The organism is Streptomyces sp. NBC_01216 (assembly GCF_035994945.1).
Taxonomy (GTDB): domain Bacteria; phylum Actinomycetota; class Actinomycetes; order Streptomycetales; family Streptomycetaceae; genus Streptomyces.
The window spans coordinates 3,354,209-3,371,725 of sequence record NZ_CP108677.1; the positions used below are offsets into that span (position 1 = coordinate 3,354,209).

General features: G+C 71.3%; 20 protein-coding genes, 1 tRNA gene and 1 pseudogene. 17 read left to right on the forward strand and 5 right to left on the reverse strand.

The window, feature by feature from the left end:
• Window positions 1–54: 54 nt before the first annotated feature.
• The 3 genes from OG393_RS14660 (at window position 55) to OG393_RS14670 (ending at window position 2,942) form a co-directional block, all read left to right on the forward strand.
• Window positions 55–1,614, forward strand: a complete 1,560-nt coding sequence (locus OG393_RS14660; RefSeq protein WP_327375100.1) for a M28 family metallopeptidase — start codon at window positions 55–57, stop codon at window positions 1,612–1,614.
• A 296-nt stretch (window positions 1,615–1,910) separates the two neighbouring features.
• Complete coding sequence (locus OG393_RS14665; protein ID WP_009067182.1) at window positions 1,911–2,207, forward strand: type II toxin-antitoxin system VapB family antitoxin; 297 nt, start codon at window positions 1,911–1,913, stop codon at window positions 2,205–2,207.
• A gap of 105 nt (window positions 2,208–2,312) precedes the next feature.
• On the forward strand, window positions 2,313–2,942 hold the full coding sequence (locus tag OG393_RS14670; RefSeq protein ID WP_327375101.1) for a LytR C-terminal domain-containing protein: 630 nt from the start codon (window positions 2,313–2,315) through the stop codon (window positions 2,940–2,942).
• A 78-nt stretch (window positions 2,943–3,020) separates the two neighbouring features.
• Here OG393_RS14670 and upp read toward each other — a convergent pair whose 3' ends face one another.
• Window positions 3,021–3,656, reverse strand: a complete 636-nt coding sequence (gene upp / locus OG393_RS14675; RefSeq protein WP_327375102.1) for a uracil phosphoribosyltransferase — start codon at window positions 3,654–3,656, stop codon at window positions 3,021–3,023.
• Window positions 3,657–3,745: 89 nt separating this feature from the next.
• Here upp and OG393_RS14680 point away from each other — a divergent pair, with 89 nt between their 5' ends.
• From OG393_RS14680 to OG393_RS14725, 10 genes are all read left to right on the forward strand, one after another.
• The gene (locus tag OG393_RS14680) at window positions 3,746–3,949 is read left to right on the forward strand and encodes a hypothetical protein (protein ID WP_327375103.1); all 204 of its coding nucleotides are present in this window, start codon (window positions 3,746–3,748) and stop codon (window positions 3,947–3,949) included.
• Window positions 3,950–4,207: 258 nt separating this feature from the next.
• Window positions 4,208–4,732 (forward strand): tRNA adenosine deaminase-associated protein, encoded by a 525-nt coding sequence (locus OG393_RS14685; protein ID WP_327375104.1) that lies wholly within the window; start codon window positions 4,208–4,210, stop codon window positions 4,730–4,732.
• Complete coding sequence (gene tadA, locus OG393_RS14690) at window positions 4,732–5,295, forward strand: tRNA adenosine(34) deaminase TadA (RefSeq protein ID WP_442817308.1); 564 nt, start codon at window positions 4,732–4,734, stop codon at window positions 5,293–5,295. The genes OG393_RS14685 and tadA overlap by 1 nt, the downstream gene beginning before the upstream one ends.
• A 67-nt stretch (window positions 5,296–5,362) precedes the next feature.
• Window positions 5,363–5,453: transfer RNA gene (locus OG393_RS14695), tRNA-Ser, on the forward strand.
• Between the two features lie 141 nt (window positions 5,454–5,594).
• On the forward strand, window positions 5,595–6,011 hold the full coding sequence (locus tag OG393_RS14700) for a hypothetical protein (RefSeq protein ID WP_327375105.1): 417 nt from the start codon (window positions 5,595–5,597) through the stop codon (window positions 6,009–6,011).
• Between the two features lie 59 nt (window positions 6,012–6,070).
• Window positions 6,071–6,235 (forward strand): hypothetical protein, encoded by a 165-nt coding sequence (locus OG393_RS14705; RefSeq protein ID WP_187282703.1) that lies wholly within the window; start codon window positions 6,071–6,073, stop codon window positions 6,233–6,235.
• Between the two features lie 8 nt (window positions 6,236–6,243).
• Window positions 6,244–6,537, forward strand: a complete 294-nt coding sequence (locus OG393_RS14710; RefSeq protein ID WP_327375106.1) for a Dabb family protein — start codon at window positions 6,244–6,246, stop codon at window positions 6,535–6,537.
• 209 nt (window positions 6,538–6,746) lie between these two features.
• Window positions 6,747–7,592 carry an RNA polymerase sigma factor SigF gene (locus OG393_RS14715; RefSeq protein ID WP_327375107.1) on the forward strand — a complete coding sequence of 282 codons (846 nt, stop codon included), beginning with the start codon at window positions 6,747–6,749 and terminating at the stop codon, window positions 7,590–7,592.
• Window positions 7,593–7,827: 235 nt separating this feature from the next.
• On the forward strand, window positions 7,828–8,760 hold the full coding sequence (locus OG393_RS14720) for an RNA polymerase sigma factor SigF (RefSeq protein WP_327375108.1): 933 nt from the start codon (window positions 7,828–7,830) through the stop codon (window positions 8,758–8,760).
• A gap of 109 nt (window positions 8,761–8,869) precedes the next feature.
• Entirely contained in the window at window positions 8,870–9,640 is a 771-nt protein-coding gene (locus tag OG393_RS14725; RefSeq protein ID WP_327375109.1) for a hypothetical protein, read from the forward strand.
• Window positions 9,641–9,651: 11 nt separating this feature from the next.
• On the opposite strand, the gene OG393_RS14730 is transcribed toward OG393_RS14725, so the two are convergent.
• Entirely contained in the window at window positions 9,652–10,023 is a 372-nt protein-coding gene (locus OG393_RS14730; protein WP_327378429.1) for a hypothetical protein, read from the reverse strand.
• Window positions 10,024–10,149: 126 nt separating this feature from the next.
• Between OG393_RS14730 and OG393_RS14735 the strand changes: the two genes are divergently transcribed.
• Together OG393_RS14735 and OG393_RS14740 are read left to right on the forward strand one after the other, a co-directional pair.
• Entirely contained in the window at window positions 10,150–11,094 is a 945-nt protein-coding gene (locus OG393_RS14735) for a helix-turn-helix domain-containing protein (protein WP_327375110.1), read from the forward strand.
• Window positions 11,063–11,173, forward strand: a pseudogene (locus tag OG393_RS14740) (DUF397 domain-containing protein); the annotation flags it as partial. The gene OG393_RS14735 and the pseudogene OG393_RS14740, both read left to right, overlap by 32 nt.
• Before the next feature lie 138 nt (window positions 11,174–11,311).
• Here OG393_RS14740 and OG393_RS14745 read toward each other — a convergent pair.
• Complete coding sequence (locus OG393_RS14745; RefSeq protein ID WP_327375111.1) at window positions 11,312–11,527, reverse strand: hypothetical protein; 216 nt, start codon at window positions 11,525–11,527, stop codon at window positions 11,312–11,314.
• A gap of 190 nt (window positions 11,528–11,717) precedes the next feature.
• On the opposite strand from OG393_RS14745, the gene OG393_RS14750 reads away from it, so the two are divergent.
• Complete coding sequence (locus OG393_RS14750; protein WP_442817309.1) at window positions 11,718–12,173, forward strand: MarR family winged helix-turn-helix transcriptional regulator; 456 nt, start codon at window positions 11,718–11,720, stop codon at window positions 12,171–12,173.
• A 22-nt stretch (window positions 12,174–12,195) separates the two neighbouring features.
• On the forward strand, window positions 12,196–13,785 hold the full coding sequence (locus OG393_RS14755) for an MDR family MFS transporter (protein WP_327375113.1): 1,590 nt from the start codon (window positions 12,196–12,198) through the stop codon (window positions 13,783–13,785).
• A 248-nt stretch (window positions 13,786–14,033) separates the two neighbouring features.
• Here OG393_RS14755 and OG393_RS14760 read toward each other — a convergent pair whose 3' ends face one another.
• Window positions 14,034–16,241, reverse strand: coding sequence for an ArnT family glycosyltransferase (locus OG393_RS14760; RefSeq protein ID WP_327375114.1), 2,208 nt, complete (start codon window positions 16,239–16,241; stop codon window positions 14,034–14,036).
• Window positions 16,238–17,512 carry a bifunctional glycosyltransferase family 2/GtrA family protein gene (locus tag OG393_RS14765; RefSeq protein WP_327375115.1) on the reverse strand — a complete coding sequence of 425 codons (1,275 nt, stop codon included), beginning with the start codon at window positions 17,510–17,512 and terminating at the stop codon, window positions 16,238–16,240. The genes OG393_RS14760 and OG393_RS14765 overlap by 4 nt, the downstream gene beginning before the upstream one ends.
• Window positions 17,513–17,517: the final 5 nt, after the last annotated feature.

Below are 17,517 nucleotides of genomic sequence, written 5' to 3' on the forward strand. Positions count from 1 at the left end.
GGCCCCAGAGATCGCTAACTTCCCTTCAACCTCGTTCGCCCGGGAAGGACCTCTGTGAACGCATCCCATCGCAGAGCCGCGGCCACTCTGGCCGCAGCCGCACTCGCGACCCCGCTCCTGCTGGCCGCCGCTTCCCCTGCCACCGCCAAGGCCGACCCAGCGGCCGCACCGGCCAGGGACGCCGCGAAACTGGCCAAGAAGCTGGTACGCAAGACGTCCGCCGAGGACGCCTACAAGCACCTCCAGAAGTTCCAGGCGATAGCCGACTCGGCCGGCGGCCATCGCGCGGCCGGCTCCCTGGGACACGACGCCTCCGCGGCGTACGTGTACCAGCAGCTCAAGAAGGCCGGCTACAACGTCGAGTACCAGAAGTTCGACTTCATGTACACGGAGACGCAGGCCGAGAAGCTCTCCGTGGTCTCGCCCGAACCGCGCGCCATCGAGATCAAGGCGATGACGTACACCAAGTCGACGCCGGTCGGCGGCATCAAGGCCGACCTCGCCGCCGTCCCGGTGGACGCCGACGGCACGACCGGCTGTGAGCCCGGCGACTTCACGTCCGGGACCTTCACCGGCAAGGTCGCGCTCATCAAGCGCGGTGGCTGTACCTTCGCCGCCAAGCAGCAGAACGCCGCCGCGGCGGGCGCCGTCGGCGCGATCATCTACAACAACACGGAGGGCGCGCTCTCCGGCACCCTCGGCGACCCGGCCTCCGGCAAGATACCGACCGGCGGTGTCACCCTGGCCGAGGGCGAGAAGCTCGCCGCCTCGCTGGCCGGCGGCCCGGTGAACGTCTCCCTCGAGATCCGCCAGATCCAGGAGAAGCGTTCCACCAACAACGTCATCGCGGAGACCAAGGCCGGCAACGCGGCCAACACCGTGATGCTCGGCTCCCACCTCGACTCCGTGACAGCCGGTCCCGGCATCAACGACAACGGCTCCGGCTCGGCGGGGCTGCTCCAGACCGCCCTGGAGCTCGCCAAGTCGAAGGCCAAGGTCCGCAACAAGGTCCGCTTCGCCTGGTGGTCCGCCGAGGAGAACGGCCTGCTCGGCTCCGAGCACTACGTGGCCGAGATGAGCGAGCTCGACAAGAAGGAAGTCAAGCTCTACCTCAACTTCGACATGATCGCCTCGCCGAACTACGGCCTGTTCGTCTACGACGGCGACGACTCGGACGCGACCGGCGCGGGCCCCGGCCCGCAGGGTTCGGCGCAACTCGAGCGTGACATCACCGACTTCATGGACAAGCAGGGCCACCCGCACGAGGGCACGGACTTCACCGGTCGCTCGGACTACGGCCCGTTCATCGAGGTCGGCATCCCGTCGGGCGGCACGTTCACCGGCGCCGAGGGCATCAAGACCCCGGCCCAGGCGGCCAAGTTCGGCGGCACCGCGGGCGTCGCCTACGACGTGAACTACCACGCGGCCGGCGACGACCTGTCGAACATCGACATGACGGCCTTCGACGTCAACATCGACGTCATCGCCAACGCCGTGGGCACCTACGCCCACGACATCAGCTCCCTGCGCAAGCCGGTCGTCTCCACCCCGACCACCGGCGACGCGGGCAGCGGCGGCGGCCTGCACGACGACCACCACGAGGTCACCGAGTAGACGGCGGCCCGCACCACGGTCTCAGGTGGGCCCCGGGGCGACCCGGGGCCCACCCGCGTGGTCGGGACCCGTCCCCCGCCTCACGGCAGCGCCCCCGGATCGAGTGCCGGACCGGTGAACGCGCGGCCGGCGGCGATCTCCCCGACGGCCCCTCCGGAGGGCCTCCCGGAGCGGCCGGAGGCCGCTCGCCCACACTCATCGCAGGACCCCGATTCCGGATCTGGGACAGTTTGCCCCGGCATCGCACCGCGCCCGCTTGGCTGCGCCGGGAGCCACTCGCCCGGTAGGCTCTCCGTGTGATCTTCAAGCGCATCGGAAACGGCCGGCCGTATCCCGACCACGGCCGGGAAAGCACCCGGCAGTGGGCGGACGTGGCACCGCGCCCGGTCCGCCTCGATCAGCTGGTGACCACCAAGGGCCAGCTGGACCTGGAGACGCTGCTCGCCGAGGACTCGACCTTCTACGGCGACCTCTTCGCGCACGTCGTGAAGTGGCGCGGCGACCTCTACCTCGAGGACGGACTGCACCGCGCCGTGCGCGCGGCCCTCCAGCAGCGCCAGGTGCTGCACGCCCGCGTGCTCGAAATGGACTGACAGCCTCCGCCGTTCTGACCCTTTCGGGGTTTCTGCCCGTCCATCCGGACGCGATCACATGATCGTCAAGTATCCAACGCCGACGGGCGGCATTACGCTGCGTTCATGAGCATGCTCACTCCCCCCGGCATGGGCGGAAAGTACCGCATCACAGGGGACACGTACCCGCGTATGCGCCGCCCCCGGCGTCGACGCAGGATCGTTCTCTCGACCGTGGCCGCCGCGGTCGCGCTCGGCGCGGCGGGGTGGGGGACCCTTCAGCTCGTCGACGTCTTCTCCGGCGGCGGGACGAAGGCGACGGCGGGCACCGCACCCGACTGCAAGCCCGTCGTCAATGCCTCCGCGGCGCCCGCGCCCTCCCCGCTGCCCAAACCCGCGCAGATCACCGTGAACGTCTACAACGCGACCCCGCGCAGCGGCCTCGCCAAGACGACGGCCGACGAACTCGAGAAGCGCGGTTTCGCCATCGGCGAGATCGGCAACGCGCCGGCCGCGTACGACAAGAAGGTTCCGGGGGCCGGCATCCTGCTGGCCGCGCCCGGGGCCGGCAACGGCGCCTTCTCGGTCCTCGGCACCCAGTTGAAGGGAGCCACGACCAAGACGGACGCCCGGACGACCGCGGACGTGGACCTGATCCTGGGCACGGCCTTCAAGTCCCTGGACGCCCGGACGACGGCCGACGCGGCCCTGGTCGCCCTGAACAACCCGAAACCCGCGCCCGCGCCGTCCTGCTGACACCGGGTCCGCCGCGGCGTCCCTCCCGGGTCCGGTACCGGACCCGGGAGGGACGGACGAAGACCCCCGGGAGGTCGCTCAGTCCACCGAGCCGTACATGCGGTCGCCCGCGTCGCCCAGACCGGGAACGATGTAGCCGTGCTCGTTGAGACGCTCGTCGACCGAGGCCGTCACGACCGTCACCGGGGTGCCCGCCAGCTCGCGCTCCATGACCTCGACGCCCTCCGGGGCGGCGAGCAGCACGACGGCGGTCACGTCGTCCGCGCCGCGCTTGATCAACTCGTGGATGGCGGCGACGAGCGTGCCGCCGGTCGCCAGCATCGGGTCGAGGACGTACACCTGGCGCCCGGAGAGGTCCTCCGGCATCCGTGTCGCGTAGGTCGACGCCTCCAGCGTCTCCTCGTTGCGGATCATGCCGAGAAAGCCGACCTCGGCGGTCGGGAGCAGCCGCACCATGCCGTCGAGCATGCCCAGCCCGGCCCGCAGGATCGGGACCACCAGGGGACGCGGGTACGACAGCTTCACGCCCGTCGTGGGCGTCACGGGGGTCTCGACGTCGACCTGCTCGGTCCGCACGTCCCTGGTGGCCTCGTAGGCGAGCAGGGTGACCAGTTCGTCGGCGAGCCGGCGGAAGGTCGGGGAGTCGGTGCGCTTGTCGCGCAGCGTGGTGAGCTTGTGGGCGACCAGCGGGTGATCGACGACGTGGAGACGCATGGTCCAACAGTAGCCCGCACTGGCGTCGACCCACGCCCGGGAGGGAAGGTGGTGACAACAGGGATTCATGGTGTGGGGTGGTGTGGCTGATGCCGGACCCGAAGGAACCGTCCGGGGCCGCCGCGGGCGGTGGCGACGAGCGGCCGGAGACGGACGCGGAGCGCCGTCGGCGGCGCGCCCAGTTCCTGCGCGAACTCCACGAGGCGAAAGCACTGCGCGACCGTGTGCAGCCGCGGCGCGCGCGGGCGGCCCGCATGCGTCAGGCGATGCGGATGCGCACCTTCCGTTGGTGAACCGGTGCCGGCCCGGGTCGGCCCGGACCGCCGGACCGGCGGCCCTCTCGCGTTCGCGCCCCCTTCACGCCCCGGCCGTACGCCGGGCACCGCGCGCGGCCGGGACCCGGCCCGCCCGCCGGCCCGAACCAGACTGATGCACGACGCAACAACCGAAGACCTCTCCTCTGGCCGCTCTTTCTGCCACGATGCCGACTGGGCGGGGCATCAGGAGCCCACCGCCGGATCGTCACACCTCTGATCAGTGGGAGAGTCACGGTGTACTTCGCCGCACTGCTCGCGCGCACCGAAGACGGGTGGGAAGCGAGCGACACAGAGCTCGACGACGTGGAGACCCTGTCGGATCTGACCGACCTGGCCCGTGAGGCCGGGGCGGACGACGACACAGTGATCGTCTTCATCGAACAGGAGGACGCCTGGTTCGGCCTCCTCCGGATCGAAGGGGAGGAGGACCCGCGCATCTACGTGTCGGACGGGGCGGCCGCCGCCCGGTCCTCGTACGGAGAGATCCTCACCAGGGAGCTGCTCGGCCACGACCGGGACGCCGACGACCTGGACGCCCTGGACCTCGACGGCACGGAGGACGGAGAGCCCCCGCACCACGAGGACGACGAGGACCCCCTCGCGGACACGGACGCCGTACCGGCCGCCCCGGTGGGCGACCGGCTCATCCTGGCGGACCTCGGCCTGTCCGAGCCGGACCTGCTGGCGCTCACCACCGACGTGCTGGCCGAGATCGCGGACGCGCTGGGCGCCGCGGAGGTACTGGAGACCGTGCGCTAGTGACGGAAGCAGGACGGCCGGCACCGGGCCCCGCACCGGGCCCGGGTGCCGTACCGCGTACGGGCACCGGAAGCGGGGCGGAACACCGCTCCGGCGCCGTGTCCGACCCGGTGCGCGACCCCTGGCGTGACGCCATGCTGCTCGCCCTCGCGGAGGCCGGCCGGGCCGTGCCGGCGGGTGACGTGCCGGTCGGCGCGGTCGTGCTGTCCGCGGACGGCACGGTCCTCGCCACCGGCTTCAACGAACGCGAGGCGAGCGGCGATCCGACCGCCCACGCCGAGGTCCTGGCCCTGCGCCGGGCCGCCGCGCGGACCGGGGAGTGGCGCCTGACCGGGTGCACGCTCGTGGTGACCCTGGAACCGTGCGTGATGTGCGCGGGGGCGCTCGTGCAGTCCCGGGTCGAACGGGTCGTCTTCGGCGCGTGGGACGACAAGGCCGGCGCCGCCGGTTCGCTCTGGGACCTCGTCCGGGACCGCCGGCTCAACCACCGGCCCGAGGTGGTCCCGGGGGTGCTCGGCGAGGTGTGCGCGGACCGGCTCAGCGCCTTCTTCCGGGCGCGCTGATCCCCCCGCGACCTGCGCGGGGATACGGATTTCATCGCAGGGGCACCTTTGGGCTAAGCTCTCTCTCGGTAGCGTGTCCGAGCGGCCGAAGGAGCTCGCCTCGAAAGCGAGTGTGGCGTAACCCGTCACCGTGGGTTCAAATCCCACCGCTACCGCCAGAAAGCCCCTCCGACGTGCAAAACACGACGGAGGGGCTTCTTCGCGCTCGCGGACCCGGCGGCACCGACCCCGTGCGGGCCCCGAGTCCGGCGGGCGCACCAGCCCTCAGGGTGACGACCACGAAGGAAGAAGGGGACGGGATGAACGGCGACCCGCTGTATCACTGGCTACTACCGGCCCTGTCCACGGTCCTCGTCCTGCCGGTTCCGGTGGCGGTCCTCGCCGGGTGGACACCGCCGTGGATGCGGCACCGGAGGGCCGGCCTGCGACTGCGCGCCTACGCCGTTCTGAACATCTACGCCTTCCTGCTCCTCAGCGGCGTCCCCCGGATCACCGACGCGTCGTTCCGGACGGTCATGAGCTGCGCGACCGTCGGCTTCGGCTTCCTCGCCGCCGCCGTGGTCCTGTTCCTGCTCGCCGACCGAAGGGACACGAGGGCCCGGACGTTCGCCCTGTCACGCCCTGGGAGGACGGAGGAACCGACGCCTCCGCCCGGCCCTCCGAGGGCCGGCGAAGGGCCTGGATCACCGGGTCCTTGGTCCGCGAAGACCCGGTGAGACGGCTCGGCTAGACTCACGCGACGCTCAGCGGAGACGGACAGGGGAGGGCGCGACAGATGGCGCAGGCGAAGAAGATCGCGCTCTATGCGGTCGTGGTCTTTGTGCTGTACACGATCATCAATTCCCCCAGCCGGGCCGCCGATCTCGTCCAGGTAGGGTTCGAGGGCATATCGAGCGCCGCGCAGGGTGTCGGCGAGTTCATGACCGAGCTCATCAACTAGGAGTGCCCGTGATCCGCCATCTGGTCCTCTTCAAGCTCAACGACGGCGTGCGGCGCGACGAGCCCCGCGTGGTCGCCGGGGTGGAGGCATTCCGGGCGCTCGGCGGGACCATCCCGGAGCTGACGTTCTGGGAGTGCGACTGGAACATCACCGACCGGCCGATCGCGTACGACTTCGCCATCAACTCCGCCGTCGAGGACACCGACGCCCTGCGGCGCTACCTGGACCACCCCGCTCACCAGGCAGGTGTGGCGCAGTGGCGCGAATTCGCCACCTGGGTGATCGCGGACTACGAGTTCTGACCCGTCCGAGCTCATTCCCGAAGGCCCTCCGCCCTCCTCGGCGGGGGGCCTTCCGGCGTCCTGACCTCCCCTTTCCGTTCAACTTGCCCTCAACACGTGGTTATACGGTGCTTGCACACAGTGGACATGTCTTGTGATGCTATGACCGCTTTTGACGGATGAGTTGACCGTAGTTGACCAGCTAGACCAGCCGAAGGGGTGGCGTGAACGTGCCGGCCAGTGCAGCGCCTCAGGTCCCGCCCCAGAACGAGGCCGGCGGCCCGGACACCCCGCGCCCCCGCGCGCAGAGCAGCCGCGGGGCGGACACCCGGGCACTCACCCAGGTGCTCTTCGGCCAGCTCAAGGGGCTGGAACCGGGCAGCCCTGAGCACAACCGGGTCCGCGGGGCCCTGATCGAAGCCAACCTGCCGCTGGTGCGGTACGCGGCGGCCCGCTTCCGCTCCCGCAACGAGCCGATGGAGGACGTCGTCCAGGTCGGCACCATCGGCCTCATCAACGCCATCGACCGCTTCGACCCCGACCGGGGCGTGCAGTTCCCGACGTTCGCGATGCCCACGGTCGTCGGCGAGATCAAGCGCTACTTCCGCGACAACGTCCGGACCGTGCACGTGCCACGCCGGCTGCACGAGCTCTGGGTCCAGGTCAACGGCGCCACCGAGGACCTGACGACCGCTCACGGACGCTCCCCGACCACCGCCGAGATCGCCGAGCGGCTGCGGATCGGCGAGGACGAGGTGCTGGCCTGCATCGAGGCCGGACGTTCCTACCACGCGACCTCCCTGGAGGCGGCCCAGGAAGGCGACGGTCTGCCGGGCCTGCTCGACCGCCTCGGCTACGAGGACCCCGCGCTCGCCGGGGTCGAACACCGCGACCTGGTACGCCATCTCCTCGTCCAGCTGCCCGAGCGGGAGCAGCGGATTCTGATGCTCCGTTACTACAGCAACCTGACGCAGTCGCAGATCAGTCAGGAGCTGGGAGTCTCCCAGATGCACGTGTCAAGACTCCTCGCCCGGAGCTTCGCCCGTTTGAGGTCCGCAAACACGATCGAAGCGTAACCAGGACGGGTAGACCGGTTCGGAGGAGTCGCGCGCCGCCCCACATGCCGTACACCCCTTGTTTCCTGCGGATTTCCGCCGTTACGTTGTCGACAAGTCACTACAGCGTGTTGCCGACATGTGACATTCTGCTGGAACCGCGTTTGCCGCAGCTCCGCCTCCGGTATTCAGGTGGAGGCTGCGTTCCTCCGATGGTCGTGGCCGCCGCGACCGTCCGCGACCTCAAGGGGGTGGCATGTCCGCAGAACAGGGCAGCTCGAAGGTGCTCACGCTCACGCCCGTGCTCGCGCACACGCCGGAAGAGACCCGTGTGCCGGAACGGGAGCAGGTGCGCGTCCCCGCGCCCGGCCCGGCCGAAGAGCCCGCCGCACCACCGGCCGTCTCCCCGGAAACCCTCGACACCCGCACCCTCTCCCGTTCCCTGTTCCTGCGGCTGCGCGCCCTGGACGACGAGGGCGTCGCGGCGGACAGCCCCGAACGCACCTATGTCCGGGACACGTTGATCCAGCTGAACCTGCCGCTCGTGCGGTACGCGGCGGCCCGCTTCCGCTCCCGCAACGAGCCGATGGAGGACATCGTCCAGGTCGGCACCATCGGCCTGATCAAGGCGATCGACCGCTTCGACTGCGAACGCGGCGTGGAGTTCCCGACGTTCGCGATGCCCACGGTCGTCGGCGAGATCAAGCGCTTCTTCCGCGACACCTCCTGGTCGGTGCGGGTGCCGCGCCGGCTCCAGGAGCTGCGGCTCGCGCTCACCAAGGCCAGCGACGAACTCGCGCAGAAGCTGGACCGCTCACCGACCGTCCCCGAACTCGCCGCCGCGTTGGGGGTGTCGGAGGAGGACGTCGTCGACGGCCTCGCCGTCGGCAACGCGTACACCGCCTCCTCCCTCGACTCGCCCTCTCCCGAGGACGACGGAGGGGAGGGCTCGCTCGCCGACCGGCTGGGCTACGAGGACACGGCACTGGAGGGCGTCGAGTACCGCGAGTCGCTCAAGCCGCTGCTCGCCAAACTCCCGCCCCGGGAACGGCAGATCATCATGCTACGGTTCTTCGCCAACATGACCCAGTCGCAGATCGGCGAAGAGGTCGGCATCTCCCAGATGCACGTCTCGCGCCTGCTGACACGCACCCTGGCGCAGCTTCGCCAGGGCCTGATCGCGGACTGAAGCCGAGTCCGCTGAAGCCGAGTCCGCTGAAGCCGAGCTCCTACAGTCGGGACCCTGAAGTGAGCACGTAGCCTTCCTTGCTGATGGTTCGTCAGTCACACTGGCGTCCATGCGGCGGCAGAGGTCACTTCTGGCGGTGGTCGCGCTCTGCCTCGGCGGGGCGGTGACCGCCTGCGGCGGAGGCGGCGGGGAGGGCTACGCGGCGGTCGGCGCGGGCGCTTACCCGAAGGGCACGGTCCCACCGTCGGGCACGGTCACCCTGGTCCCGCTGGACGGTCCGTCGGCCGGCGGGACCGCCTCCGGAGCCTCGCCCACGGGCCCACGACCGCCGGGGGCCTCCACCGCCCCGGACTCGGACGCCCCCGGACGAGGCCGGGGCGCGGGGTCACGGTCGGACACGGACTCCGGGCCGCGACCGGGTGGATCCACATCGACCTCCGGCGGCCGGGAGACCACCACCCGCCCGGGAGAGGGGACTTCAGCGCCGTCCGCTCCGTCCCGCCCCGGCACCAGCCCGCCCGGGGCGACCGCCCCGCCGAGTCCCGGCACCACGTCACCGGCGCCGCCTCCCGTCCCGGCCGCGCTCACGGTCTCGGCGCCCATCCGCACGGCCGCGGACAAGCGGTGGTGCGAGCGCGTCACGGTCGCCTTCCACAACACCGGCGGCTCCTCGGCGGCCTCGGGCACGGTCACCTTCGCCACGCACGTCATCGGATCGCTCGGAATCGACTGGGCGACGGTCACCTCCTCGCAGCCCCTGCCCGCCCCGATCGCGGCGGGCGCCACACGTACCCGGACGTACACCGTCTGCCTGGACTCCTGGCGGGTGCCGTTGGGGATGCACGTCGACACCCGCGGGGTCACGGCGACCTGGCGGTGACCCGTGCCGCGTCAGCCGAGGCCCGCTCCCGGGTGCGCGCCCGCCAGATGCCGGCGCAGCAGCACGTTCGCGTCCGTCTCCGCACTCCAGTCACACCGCGACCGGGCGGCGGCCCGCTCCTCGACCAGCCCCGCGCACTCCGTACAGCCGGGCGCGGGAACGGGCGGCCGGCTCAGGTCGTACGCGACACCGGCCCGCGCGTTGGCGGCGCGCACCCCGGCGCTCAGCCGCTCGGCCGGAGTGGCAGGCCGCACCCGACCCGGGTCGGCCTGCCACTCCCGCCCACCACCGACCGGCCGCAGCATGGCGTACGGCCCGGCCGGCCCCCGGTACTCGCCGACCCTGCGGGCGACGGGGTCGTAGACCAGCCCCCCGCGCTCCATCCCTGACATTCCTCAGCTCCTCACCCGATCGGGCGACTACTCCGTGTGGCTCAAGCGTTGCTCAATGGAACGAGCGGTCACAACGCCGACGGCGTGCCAAGGGCCCACTGTCACGAGGGAGACGGAGTGAGCCGACGAAACGCCCAGACGGGCCCGGCCGCCACGACGGCGGGTGTCTTCGGGGAGCTGCTCAAGCACTTCCGGGAGGCCGCCGGGCTGACGCAGGACGGCCTCGCGCGCCAGATCCCCTGCGACCGCTCGCAGGTGGCCCGGGTGGAGGCGGGGACACGGGTGCCGCAGGACGCGTTCGCCCAGACCTGCGACGAACTGCTACGGACGGGCGGGGTGTTGCTGCGCCTGTGGGGCCGGATCGACTGGTACCCGGAGGTGGAGCACCCGGACTGGTTCCGGCGACGCGCGGAGATGGACGCGCAGGCCGTCGCCCTGCGGGAGTACCAGGTGCAGGTGATCCCGGGGCTTCTGCAGACGGAGGAGTACGCGCGTGCGCTGTTCTCCCGCGCGGCCACCGGAAACGAGCTGGAGGAACGCGTCCGGGCCCGGCTCAGCCGCCAGCAACGGTTCCTCGCGGAGGACGGGCCGCTGTACCTGGCGGTGCTGGACGAGAGCTGCCTGCGGAACGTGGTGAGTGATGCGGCCCTGATGCATGCGCAGTGCGGACATCTCCTGAGAGTCGGCAGGCTGCCCAACATCCGTATTCACGTGGCCCCGACGGGTCTCGGCGAGCTCATCCGCCCCAAGACGTCGATGTCGCTGATCACGCTCCCCGACGGGGCGTTCTGGGTGTACTCGGAGTCCCTTGACCGAGGGCATTTCAGCGATGCTCCGGCCACCCTCGCACGACACAGCCAGACCTATGATGTGTTGAGAGCGGACGCTCTGTCAGCCCTGGAGTCCGCTGCTCTGATCCGCGACGTGATGGAAGGATACGGGCAGCATGCAGTTGCACGAACCGAGCGCCGCAACCTGGATCAAGAGCAGCTACAGCGACAGCGACGGTGGCAACTGCCTCGAAGTCGCCCCCGGGTTCCCCGGCCTCGTCCCCGTACGTGACAGCAAGGCCCCCGAGCGCCCCGCCCTGCTCATCCCCGGCCCGGCCTGGGCGGTCTTCGTCGCCGGGCTCCAGGACTGAACGGCCCTTCGGGGCCGTGCGTCTTCGGCCGGACGTCTCGGGGTCGCGTATTTCGGGCCGCACGCCCCCGGCACTCCGGTCCGCGGGAGGAGCCCGCGGGTGCCGGCGGCGCTCCTCCCGGTCGTCCGGGGGAATCCGTCAGCCCAGCGCCAGCCAGGCCACGCCCGCCAGGACGGCGATCACGGCGATCACGCCCACGATGAGTCCGACCCGTGGGCCGGTCGAGGGGGCCGCCTGCCGACCGGGCTGCGGGGCACCCTCATCGACGAAGGCGCGGAACATCTGGGTGTTGCCGGAGGGGTCGTAGTTGCCTTCGGGGCCCTGACCCTGCGGTGCGTGGGGATTGTGTGCCATGGGGCAGGACCCTAGCGAACCGGGGGTTCCGCCCCCAACCCCCGCCCACCCCCGGGTCCGTTCCAGGGATTCTTCCCCTGCCGGGAGCCTCGCCTCGGTCGTGCTTTGCCGATTCTTTAGCGGCGTTTGACCGATTTAGTTTGCCTGAAGCAACCATCCATCTCTATGGTTGCCCTAAGCAACAACATGCATGGGGTGCCCGTTGGAGACGCAGAACCGGTACGAGAACCTCGCCCGCCAGGTGAGCGCCATCGGCGCCGTGAAACGCGGTGTCGCGCGCGTCCTGCCCGCCGAGTGCCAGGGCGCGTCCGCCGCCGTGCTGGCGCTCCTCCACCATCACGGAGACATGCGCATGAGCCGGCTCGCCGAGCTCATGGCGGTCGACCTGTCGGTGTGCAGCCGTCATGCGGCCCACACCGTGGAGCACGGCTGGGTGGAGCGCCTGCCGGACCCGGGAGACCGGCGCTCCCGGATCCTGCGGCTCACGGCCTCCGGCCGGGACATGCTCGACGAACTCAACGAGCGGGTGACACAGACATTCGCCCGCACCCTCGCCGAGTGGTCCGACGACGACGTCGAACTGCTCACCACACTGCTGGCCCGCCTCCGCGACTCCTTCGGGGACTGCCGGGCCCCCCACGCTTGAAACTCCGGAACAAAGGAACTCCATGGCTACGACCACGTCCGACGTCGGCGTGCGGGACGGCGACACCGGTCACGGGGCCGGCGCCCCCATGACGCACCGGCAGATCATGGAGGCGCTGTCCGGGCTGCTGCTCGGCATGTTCGTCGCCATCCTGTCCTCGACGATCGTCTCCAACGCCCTCCCGCAGATCATCACCGACCTCGGCGGCGGCCAGTCCGCCTACACCTGGGTCGTCACCGCGGCGCTGCTCTCGATGACCGCGACGACGCCGCTGTGGGGCAAGCTCGCGGACCTCGTCTCCAAGAAGCTGCTCGTCCAGATAGCCCTGATCATCTACGTCTCGGGCTCGGTCGTCGCCGGTCTTTCCCAGAGCACCGGCATGCTCATCGCCTGCCGCGTCGTCCAGGGCATCGGCGTCGGCGGCCTGACCGCCCTCTCCCAGATCATCCTGGCCGCCATGATCGCTCCGCGGGAGCGCGGCCGGTACAGCGGCTACCTCGGCGCGACCTTCGCCGTGGCCACCGTGGGCGGCCCGCTGCTCGGTGGTGTCATCACCGACACCGACTGGCTCGGCTGGCGCTGGTGCTTCTACGTCGGCGTGCCCTTCGCGCTGATCGCCCTGCTGGTGCTCCAGAAGACCCTGAAGCTCCCCGTGGTGAAGCGTCGGGTCAGGGTCGACTGGACGGGCGCCTTCGTCATCAGTGCCGCGGTGTCGCTCCTGCTCATCTGGGTGACCTTCGCGGGTGACAAGTACGACTGGATGTCCTGGCAGACGGTCGTCATGGTCGGCGGCTCGGTCCTCCTCGGCGCCCTCTTCGTGCTCGTCGAGTCGCGGGCGTCCGAGCCGATCATCCCGCTGCGGCTCTTCCGCAACCGCACCATCACCCTCGCCTCGCTCGCCTCCCTCTTCGTGGGTGTGGCGATGTTCGCCGGCACGGTCTTCTTCAGCCAGTACTTCCAGCTGGCCCGGAACGAGTCGCCGACGATGTCCGGCGTCCTGACCATCCCCATGATCGGTGGCCTGTTCGTCTCCTCCACCGTCTCGGGCCTGGTCATCACGAAGACCGGACGCTGGAAGGCGTGGCTGGTCGCGGGCGGCGCGCTGGTGACCGGCGGCCTCGGCCTGCTCGGCACGATCCGCTACGACACGGCGTACTGGCACATCGCCGTCTTCATGGGCGTCATGGGCCTGGGCCTGGGCATGATGATGCAGAACCTCGTGCTCTGCACGCAGAACCAGGTCGCCCCGTCCGACCTCGGCTCGGCCTCGTCCGTCGTCACCTTCTTCCGCTCGCTGGGCGGCGCGGTCGGTGTCTCGGCGCTCGGCGCGGTCATGGCCCACCGGGTCACGCACTACGCCCAGGAGGGCCTGGCCGCACTCGGCCCCAAGGCCGGGTCCGCACTCGGCCAGGGCGGCGGCGGCATCCCGGACATGGACAAGCTGCCGGCCCCGATCCGCACGGTCATGGAGAGCGCGTACGGACACGGTGTCGCCGACGTCTTCCTGTACTCGGCGCCCTTCGCACTGCTCGCCTTCCTCGTGACCCTGTTCATCAAGGAGGTCGCCCTCAAGGGCGGCGGCAGCACGGCGAGCGCCTCGCGGGAGGACTGACACACAGGGCTCCCGGCCACGCTTCGAGCGGAGGCGCGGCCGGGTCGGGTACGGAGCGGCGGGCAGGGGACGGCCCGCCGCTCCGTCGTGTCACGCCCCGATGTGCCGTATCCCGTCGTGTCGTTCCCGGCGGTGGCACGGTACCGGTGGCCGGCGCCGACAGGGCTCACCCCCGGCACGGCGTACGGGACAGGGTCGCGCACACCGCACCAGGGGCCTCCGATGCCGTACGGGAATGCTCGCCCGGGCTACTTCTTCCGCGTCAGGTCGTAGAAGGTGGTGCCGTCCAGCGTGACCTGCTCGAAGGTGTCGGAGACCCACGTGGAGATCTCCGCGCTCGTCCCGCCGCCGGGCCCCCTGCCACCGCCACCACCACCGGCGACGAAGTAGTGGATCTTCCCCTGAGCCACGTACTGCTTGAACTGGGCGAGCGTCGGGGAGGGGTCGCTGCCGTTGAAGCCACCGATCGCCATCACCGGCTTCTCGGTGGAGAGCTGGTATCCGGCGGCGTTCTGGGCGCCGATCGCGGCGGCGACCCAGGTGTAGTCGTCGGCGCCTTCGAGGAGCGCGGCCCTGGCCTCGGAACCGACCTTCGCGCTGTTGAGCAGCCCGCCGGCGCCGCCGGGACCGCGACCGCCGTCCTGCCCCTGGCCACCGGGCAGCTGACCACCGGGGCCCTGGCCGTTCGGACCACCGGGCAGCTGACCGCCAGGGCCCTGGCCGTTCGGACCACCGGGCAGCTGACCGCCCGGCAACTGACCACCGTTCTGGCCGTTCCCGCCGTTCCGGCCACCCGGGAACCCACCGCCGGGACCGCGCCCGTCCTGACCGCCCTGACCGCCCTGGCGGCCCTGACCGTCCTGGCCGGCGCCGCCGGCGATCGGCATCCGGCCACCGCCACCCGGCCCCCGGCCGCCCATCGCGCCGCCCGCCGGGCCCGCCGTCACGATCGAGCCCTGATGGCCCTCGTCGAGCGTCGCCAGCGTGTACGCAAACGGCCCCGCGAGACCGGCCGCGAGACCGAGACCGGCGACCCCGAGCCCCAGACGACGGTCCACCCGTCCGGCGAGCAGCAGCCCGAGCGCCGCGACCGCCCCCGCGATCAGCACCGTCCAGCGCAGCCACGGCAGCCACTCCGGCGTCCGGCCGAGCAGCACCCAGCCCCACACCACCGTGACCGCGACCGTCACCGCGAGCGCCGCCGAGGCGGCGAACCGGGTGCGCTCCTCCCACAGCACGCCCACACCCATGCCGACCAGCGCCGCGATGTACGGGGCCAGGGCCACCGTGTAGTACTCGTGGAAGATGCCGGCCATGAAGCTGAACACCGCCAGCGTCATCAGCAGCGCACCACCCCAGGCCAGGAACGCGGAACGGGCCGTGTCCGTGCGCGACGCCCGCCGGGTGACCAGCAGACCGGCGACCAACAGGATCAACGCGGCCGGCAGGAGCCAGGAGATCTGTCCGCCGATGGAGTCGTTGAACATCCGCCCCACGCCGGTCTCGCCCCAGCCACCGCCACCACGTCCCGGCATACCGGCCCCACCGGCCGTCTCGGCACCGCCGGGCACACCGCCGCCGCGCGCCCCGCCGCCCACACTCCCGGTCTCCTCACCGTTCAGCCGACCGAGGCCGTTGTAGCCGAAGGTGAGCTCGAGGAAACTGTTGTTCTGCGAGCCGCCGACGTACGGCCGGGAGGACGCCGGCCACAGCTCGACCAGAGCCACCCACCAACCGGCCGACACGACCATCGCGCCCCCCGCGAGAGCCAGCCGGCCCAAACGCCGGCCCAGCCCGGCCGGCCCGCACACCGCGTACACCAGGGCCAGCGGCGGCAGGATCAGGAACGCCTGGAGAGTCTTGGCGAGGAACGCCAGACCGAACGCGACCCCCGCGCCCACCAGCCACGCCTTCCCGTCCTTCTCCAGCGCGCGCAGGACGCAGTAGACGGCGACCGTCATCAGCAGCGCGAGCAGCGCGTCCGGGTTGTTGAAGCGGAACATCAACGCGGCCACCGGCGTGAGCGCGAGCACCGTGCCCGCGATCAGGCCGGCCCCCGCACCGAACCTGCGCCGGACCGCCGCGTACAGGACGGCGACGGTCGCCACGCCCATCAGCACCTCGGGCACCAGGATCTGCCAGGACCCGAGTCCGAAGAAACGGACCGACAGCGCCATCGGCCAGAGCGCGGCCGGCGGCTTGTCGACGGTGATGGCGTTGGCCGCGTCGAGCGAACCGAAGAAGAACGCCTTCCAGCTCTCGCTGCCGGCCTGGACGGCCGCCGAGTAGTAGGAGTTGGCGTAGCCGGAGGCGCTCAGGTTCCACAGGTACAGCGCGGCGGTGACCAGCAGCAGGCCGAGGAACGCGGGCCGCGCCCAGGGGGCGTCGTCGGGCCGCCCGCGCCAGAGCCGCGCGGGCCACGGCCGGACGGGCCGGGTGGAAGTCGTCGAGGTCATCGGGAGGTCCTTGCCGTGGAGTCGGAGTCCGGGAAGACCCAGAGGCGGAAGAGGAGGAAGCGCAGCACGGTCGCGGCGAGGTTGGCGGTGATCAGGACCGCCAGCTCGGTGGAGTGCGCCGGATCGCCGGTGGCCGCGCCCAGGGCGGCCAGCGAGCCACTGGTCAGGGCGAGTCCGATACCGAACACGACCAGCCCCTGCGCCTGGTGGCGGACCGCGCGGTCCGGGCCCCGCACGCCGAACGTCAGGCGCCGGTTGGCCGCGGTGTTCACGACCGCGGAGACCAGCAGGGCGGCGGCGTTGGCGAGCTGAGGACCGGCGGCCGTACGGAACAGCGAGTAGAGCGCCAGGTAGAACAGGGTGGACAGCGCGCCCACCACACAGAAGCCGACCAGCTGGCGGGCCAGACCACGCGGCACCCCGGCCAGCCCCCGGTCCCGGGGGTCGTCCCCGAAGGGGCGTGCGAGGCGGTCCAGCGGCAGCGAGCCGGTCGCGAGCGCCCGGCCCACCCGCCAGACACCCTTCAGGTCCTCGCTCGCCGTCCGCACGATGTGGACACTGGACTCGGGGTCGTCGACCCAGTCGACGGGAACCTCGTGGATCCGCAGCCCGGCCCGCTCGGCGAGCACCAGCATCTCCGTGTCGAAGAACCAGCCGGAGTCCTCGACCATCGGCAGCAGCCGCTCCGCCACCTCCCGCCGGATCGCCTTGAACCCGCACTGCGCGTCGGAGAACCGGGCGGCCAGCGAGCCGCGCAGGATCAGGTTGTACGCCCGGGAGACGAACTCCCGCTTCGGCCCCCGCACGACCCGTGAGGACCGCGCCAGCCTGGACCCGATCGCCAGGTCGGAGTGACCCGAGATCAGCGGCGCCACCAGCGGCAGCAGCGCGTTGAGGTCCGTCGACAGGTCCACGTCCATGTAGGCGAGGACCGGCGCGTCCGAATGGGACCAGACCGTGCGCAACGCCCGGCCGCGCCCCTTCTGCTCCAGGCGGACGGACCGCACCTCGGGCAGCTCGCCGGCGAGGCCCGCCGCGACCACCGGCGTGCTGTCGGTGGAGGCGTTGTCCGCGACCGTGATGCGGAAGCCGTAAGGGAAGGTGCGGGAGAGGTGCTCGTGGAGCCGCAGGACGCACGGCTCCAGGTCCTTCTCCTCGTTGTAAACGGGAATCACCACGTCGAGGACGGGCCGCCCGGCCGCGCCCACCGGCAGGTGTTCCCGGGCGGGAAGTGTGCCGGGCGTGGGTCCCGTTGTCGATTGGGTTCGCATGACAC

What these genes read in the sequence shown, in the direction of transcription:
- OG393_RS14670 (WP_327375101.1), top strand. Translation starts at nt 2,313, where the DNA reads ATGAGCATGCTCACTCCCCCCGGCATGGGCGGAAAGTACCGCATCACA.
- OG393_RS14705 (WP_187282703.1), top strand. Translation starts at nt 6,071, where the DNA reads ATGGCGCAGGCGAAGAAGATCGCGCTCTATGCGGTCGTGGTCTTTGTG.
- OG393_RS14760 (WP_327375114.1), bottom strand. Translation starts at nt 16,241, where the DNA reads ATGACCTCGACGACTTCCACCCGGCCCGTCCGGCCGTGGCCCGCGCGG.
- OG393_RS14745 (WP_327375111.1), bottom strand. Translation starts at nt 11,527, where the DNA reads ATGGCACACAATCCCCACGCACCGCAGGGTCAGGGCCCCGAAGGCAAC.
- upp (WP_327375102.1), bottom strand. Translation starts at nt 3,656, where the DNA reads ATGCGTCTCCACGTCGTCGATCACCCGCTGGTCGCCCACAAGCTCACC.
- OG393_RS14720 (WP_327375108.1), top strand. Translation starts at nt 7,828, where the DNA reads ATGTCCGCAGAACAGGGCAGCTCGAAGGTGCTCACGCTCACGCCCGTG.
- OG393_RS14700 (WP_327375105.1), top strand. Translation starts at nt 5,595, where the DNA reads ATGAACGGCGACCCGCTGTATCACTGGCTACTACCGGCCCTGTCCACG.
- OG393_RS14750 (WP_442817309.1), top strand. Translation starts at nt 11,718, where the DNA reads ATGGGGTGCCCGTTGGAGACGCAGAACCGGTACGAGAACCTCGCCCGC.
- OG393_RS14755 (WP_327375113.1), top strand. Translation starts at nt 12,196, where the DNA reads ATGGCTACGACCACGTCCGACGTCGGCGTGCGGGACGGCGACACCGGT.
- OG393_RS14730 (WP_327378429.1), bottom strand. Translation starts at nt 10,023, where the DNA reads ATGGAGCGCGGGGGGCTGGTCTACGACCCCGTCGCCCGCAGGGTCGGC.
- OG393_RS14680 (WP_327375103.1), top strand. Translation starts at nt 3,746, where the DNA reads ATGCCGGACCCGAAGGAACCGTCCGGGGCCGCCGCGGGCGGTGGCGAC.
- OG393_RS14765 (WP_327375115.1), bottom strand. Translation starts at nt 17,512, where the DNA reads ATGCGAACCCAATCGACAACGGGACCCACGCCCGGCACACTTCCCGCC.
- OG393_RS14725 (WP_327375109.1), top strand. Translation starts at nt 8,870, where the DNA reads ATGCGGCGGCAGAGGTCACTTCTGGCGGTGGTCGCGCTCTGCCTCGGC.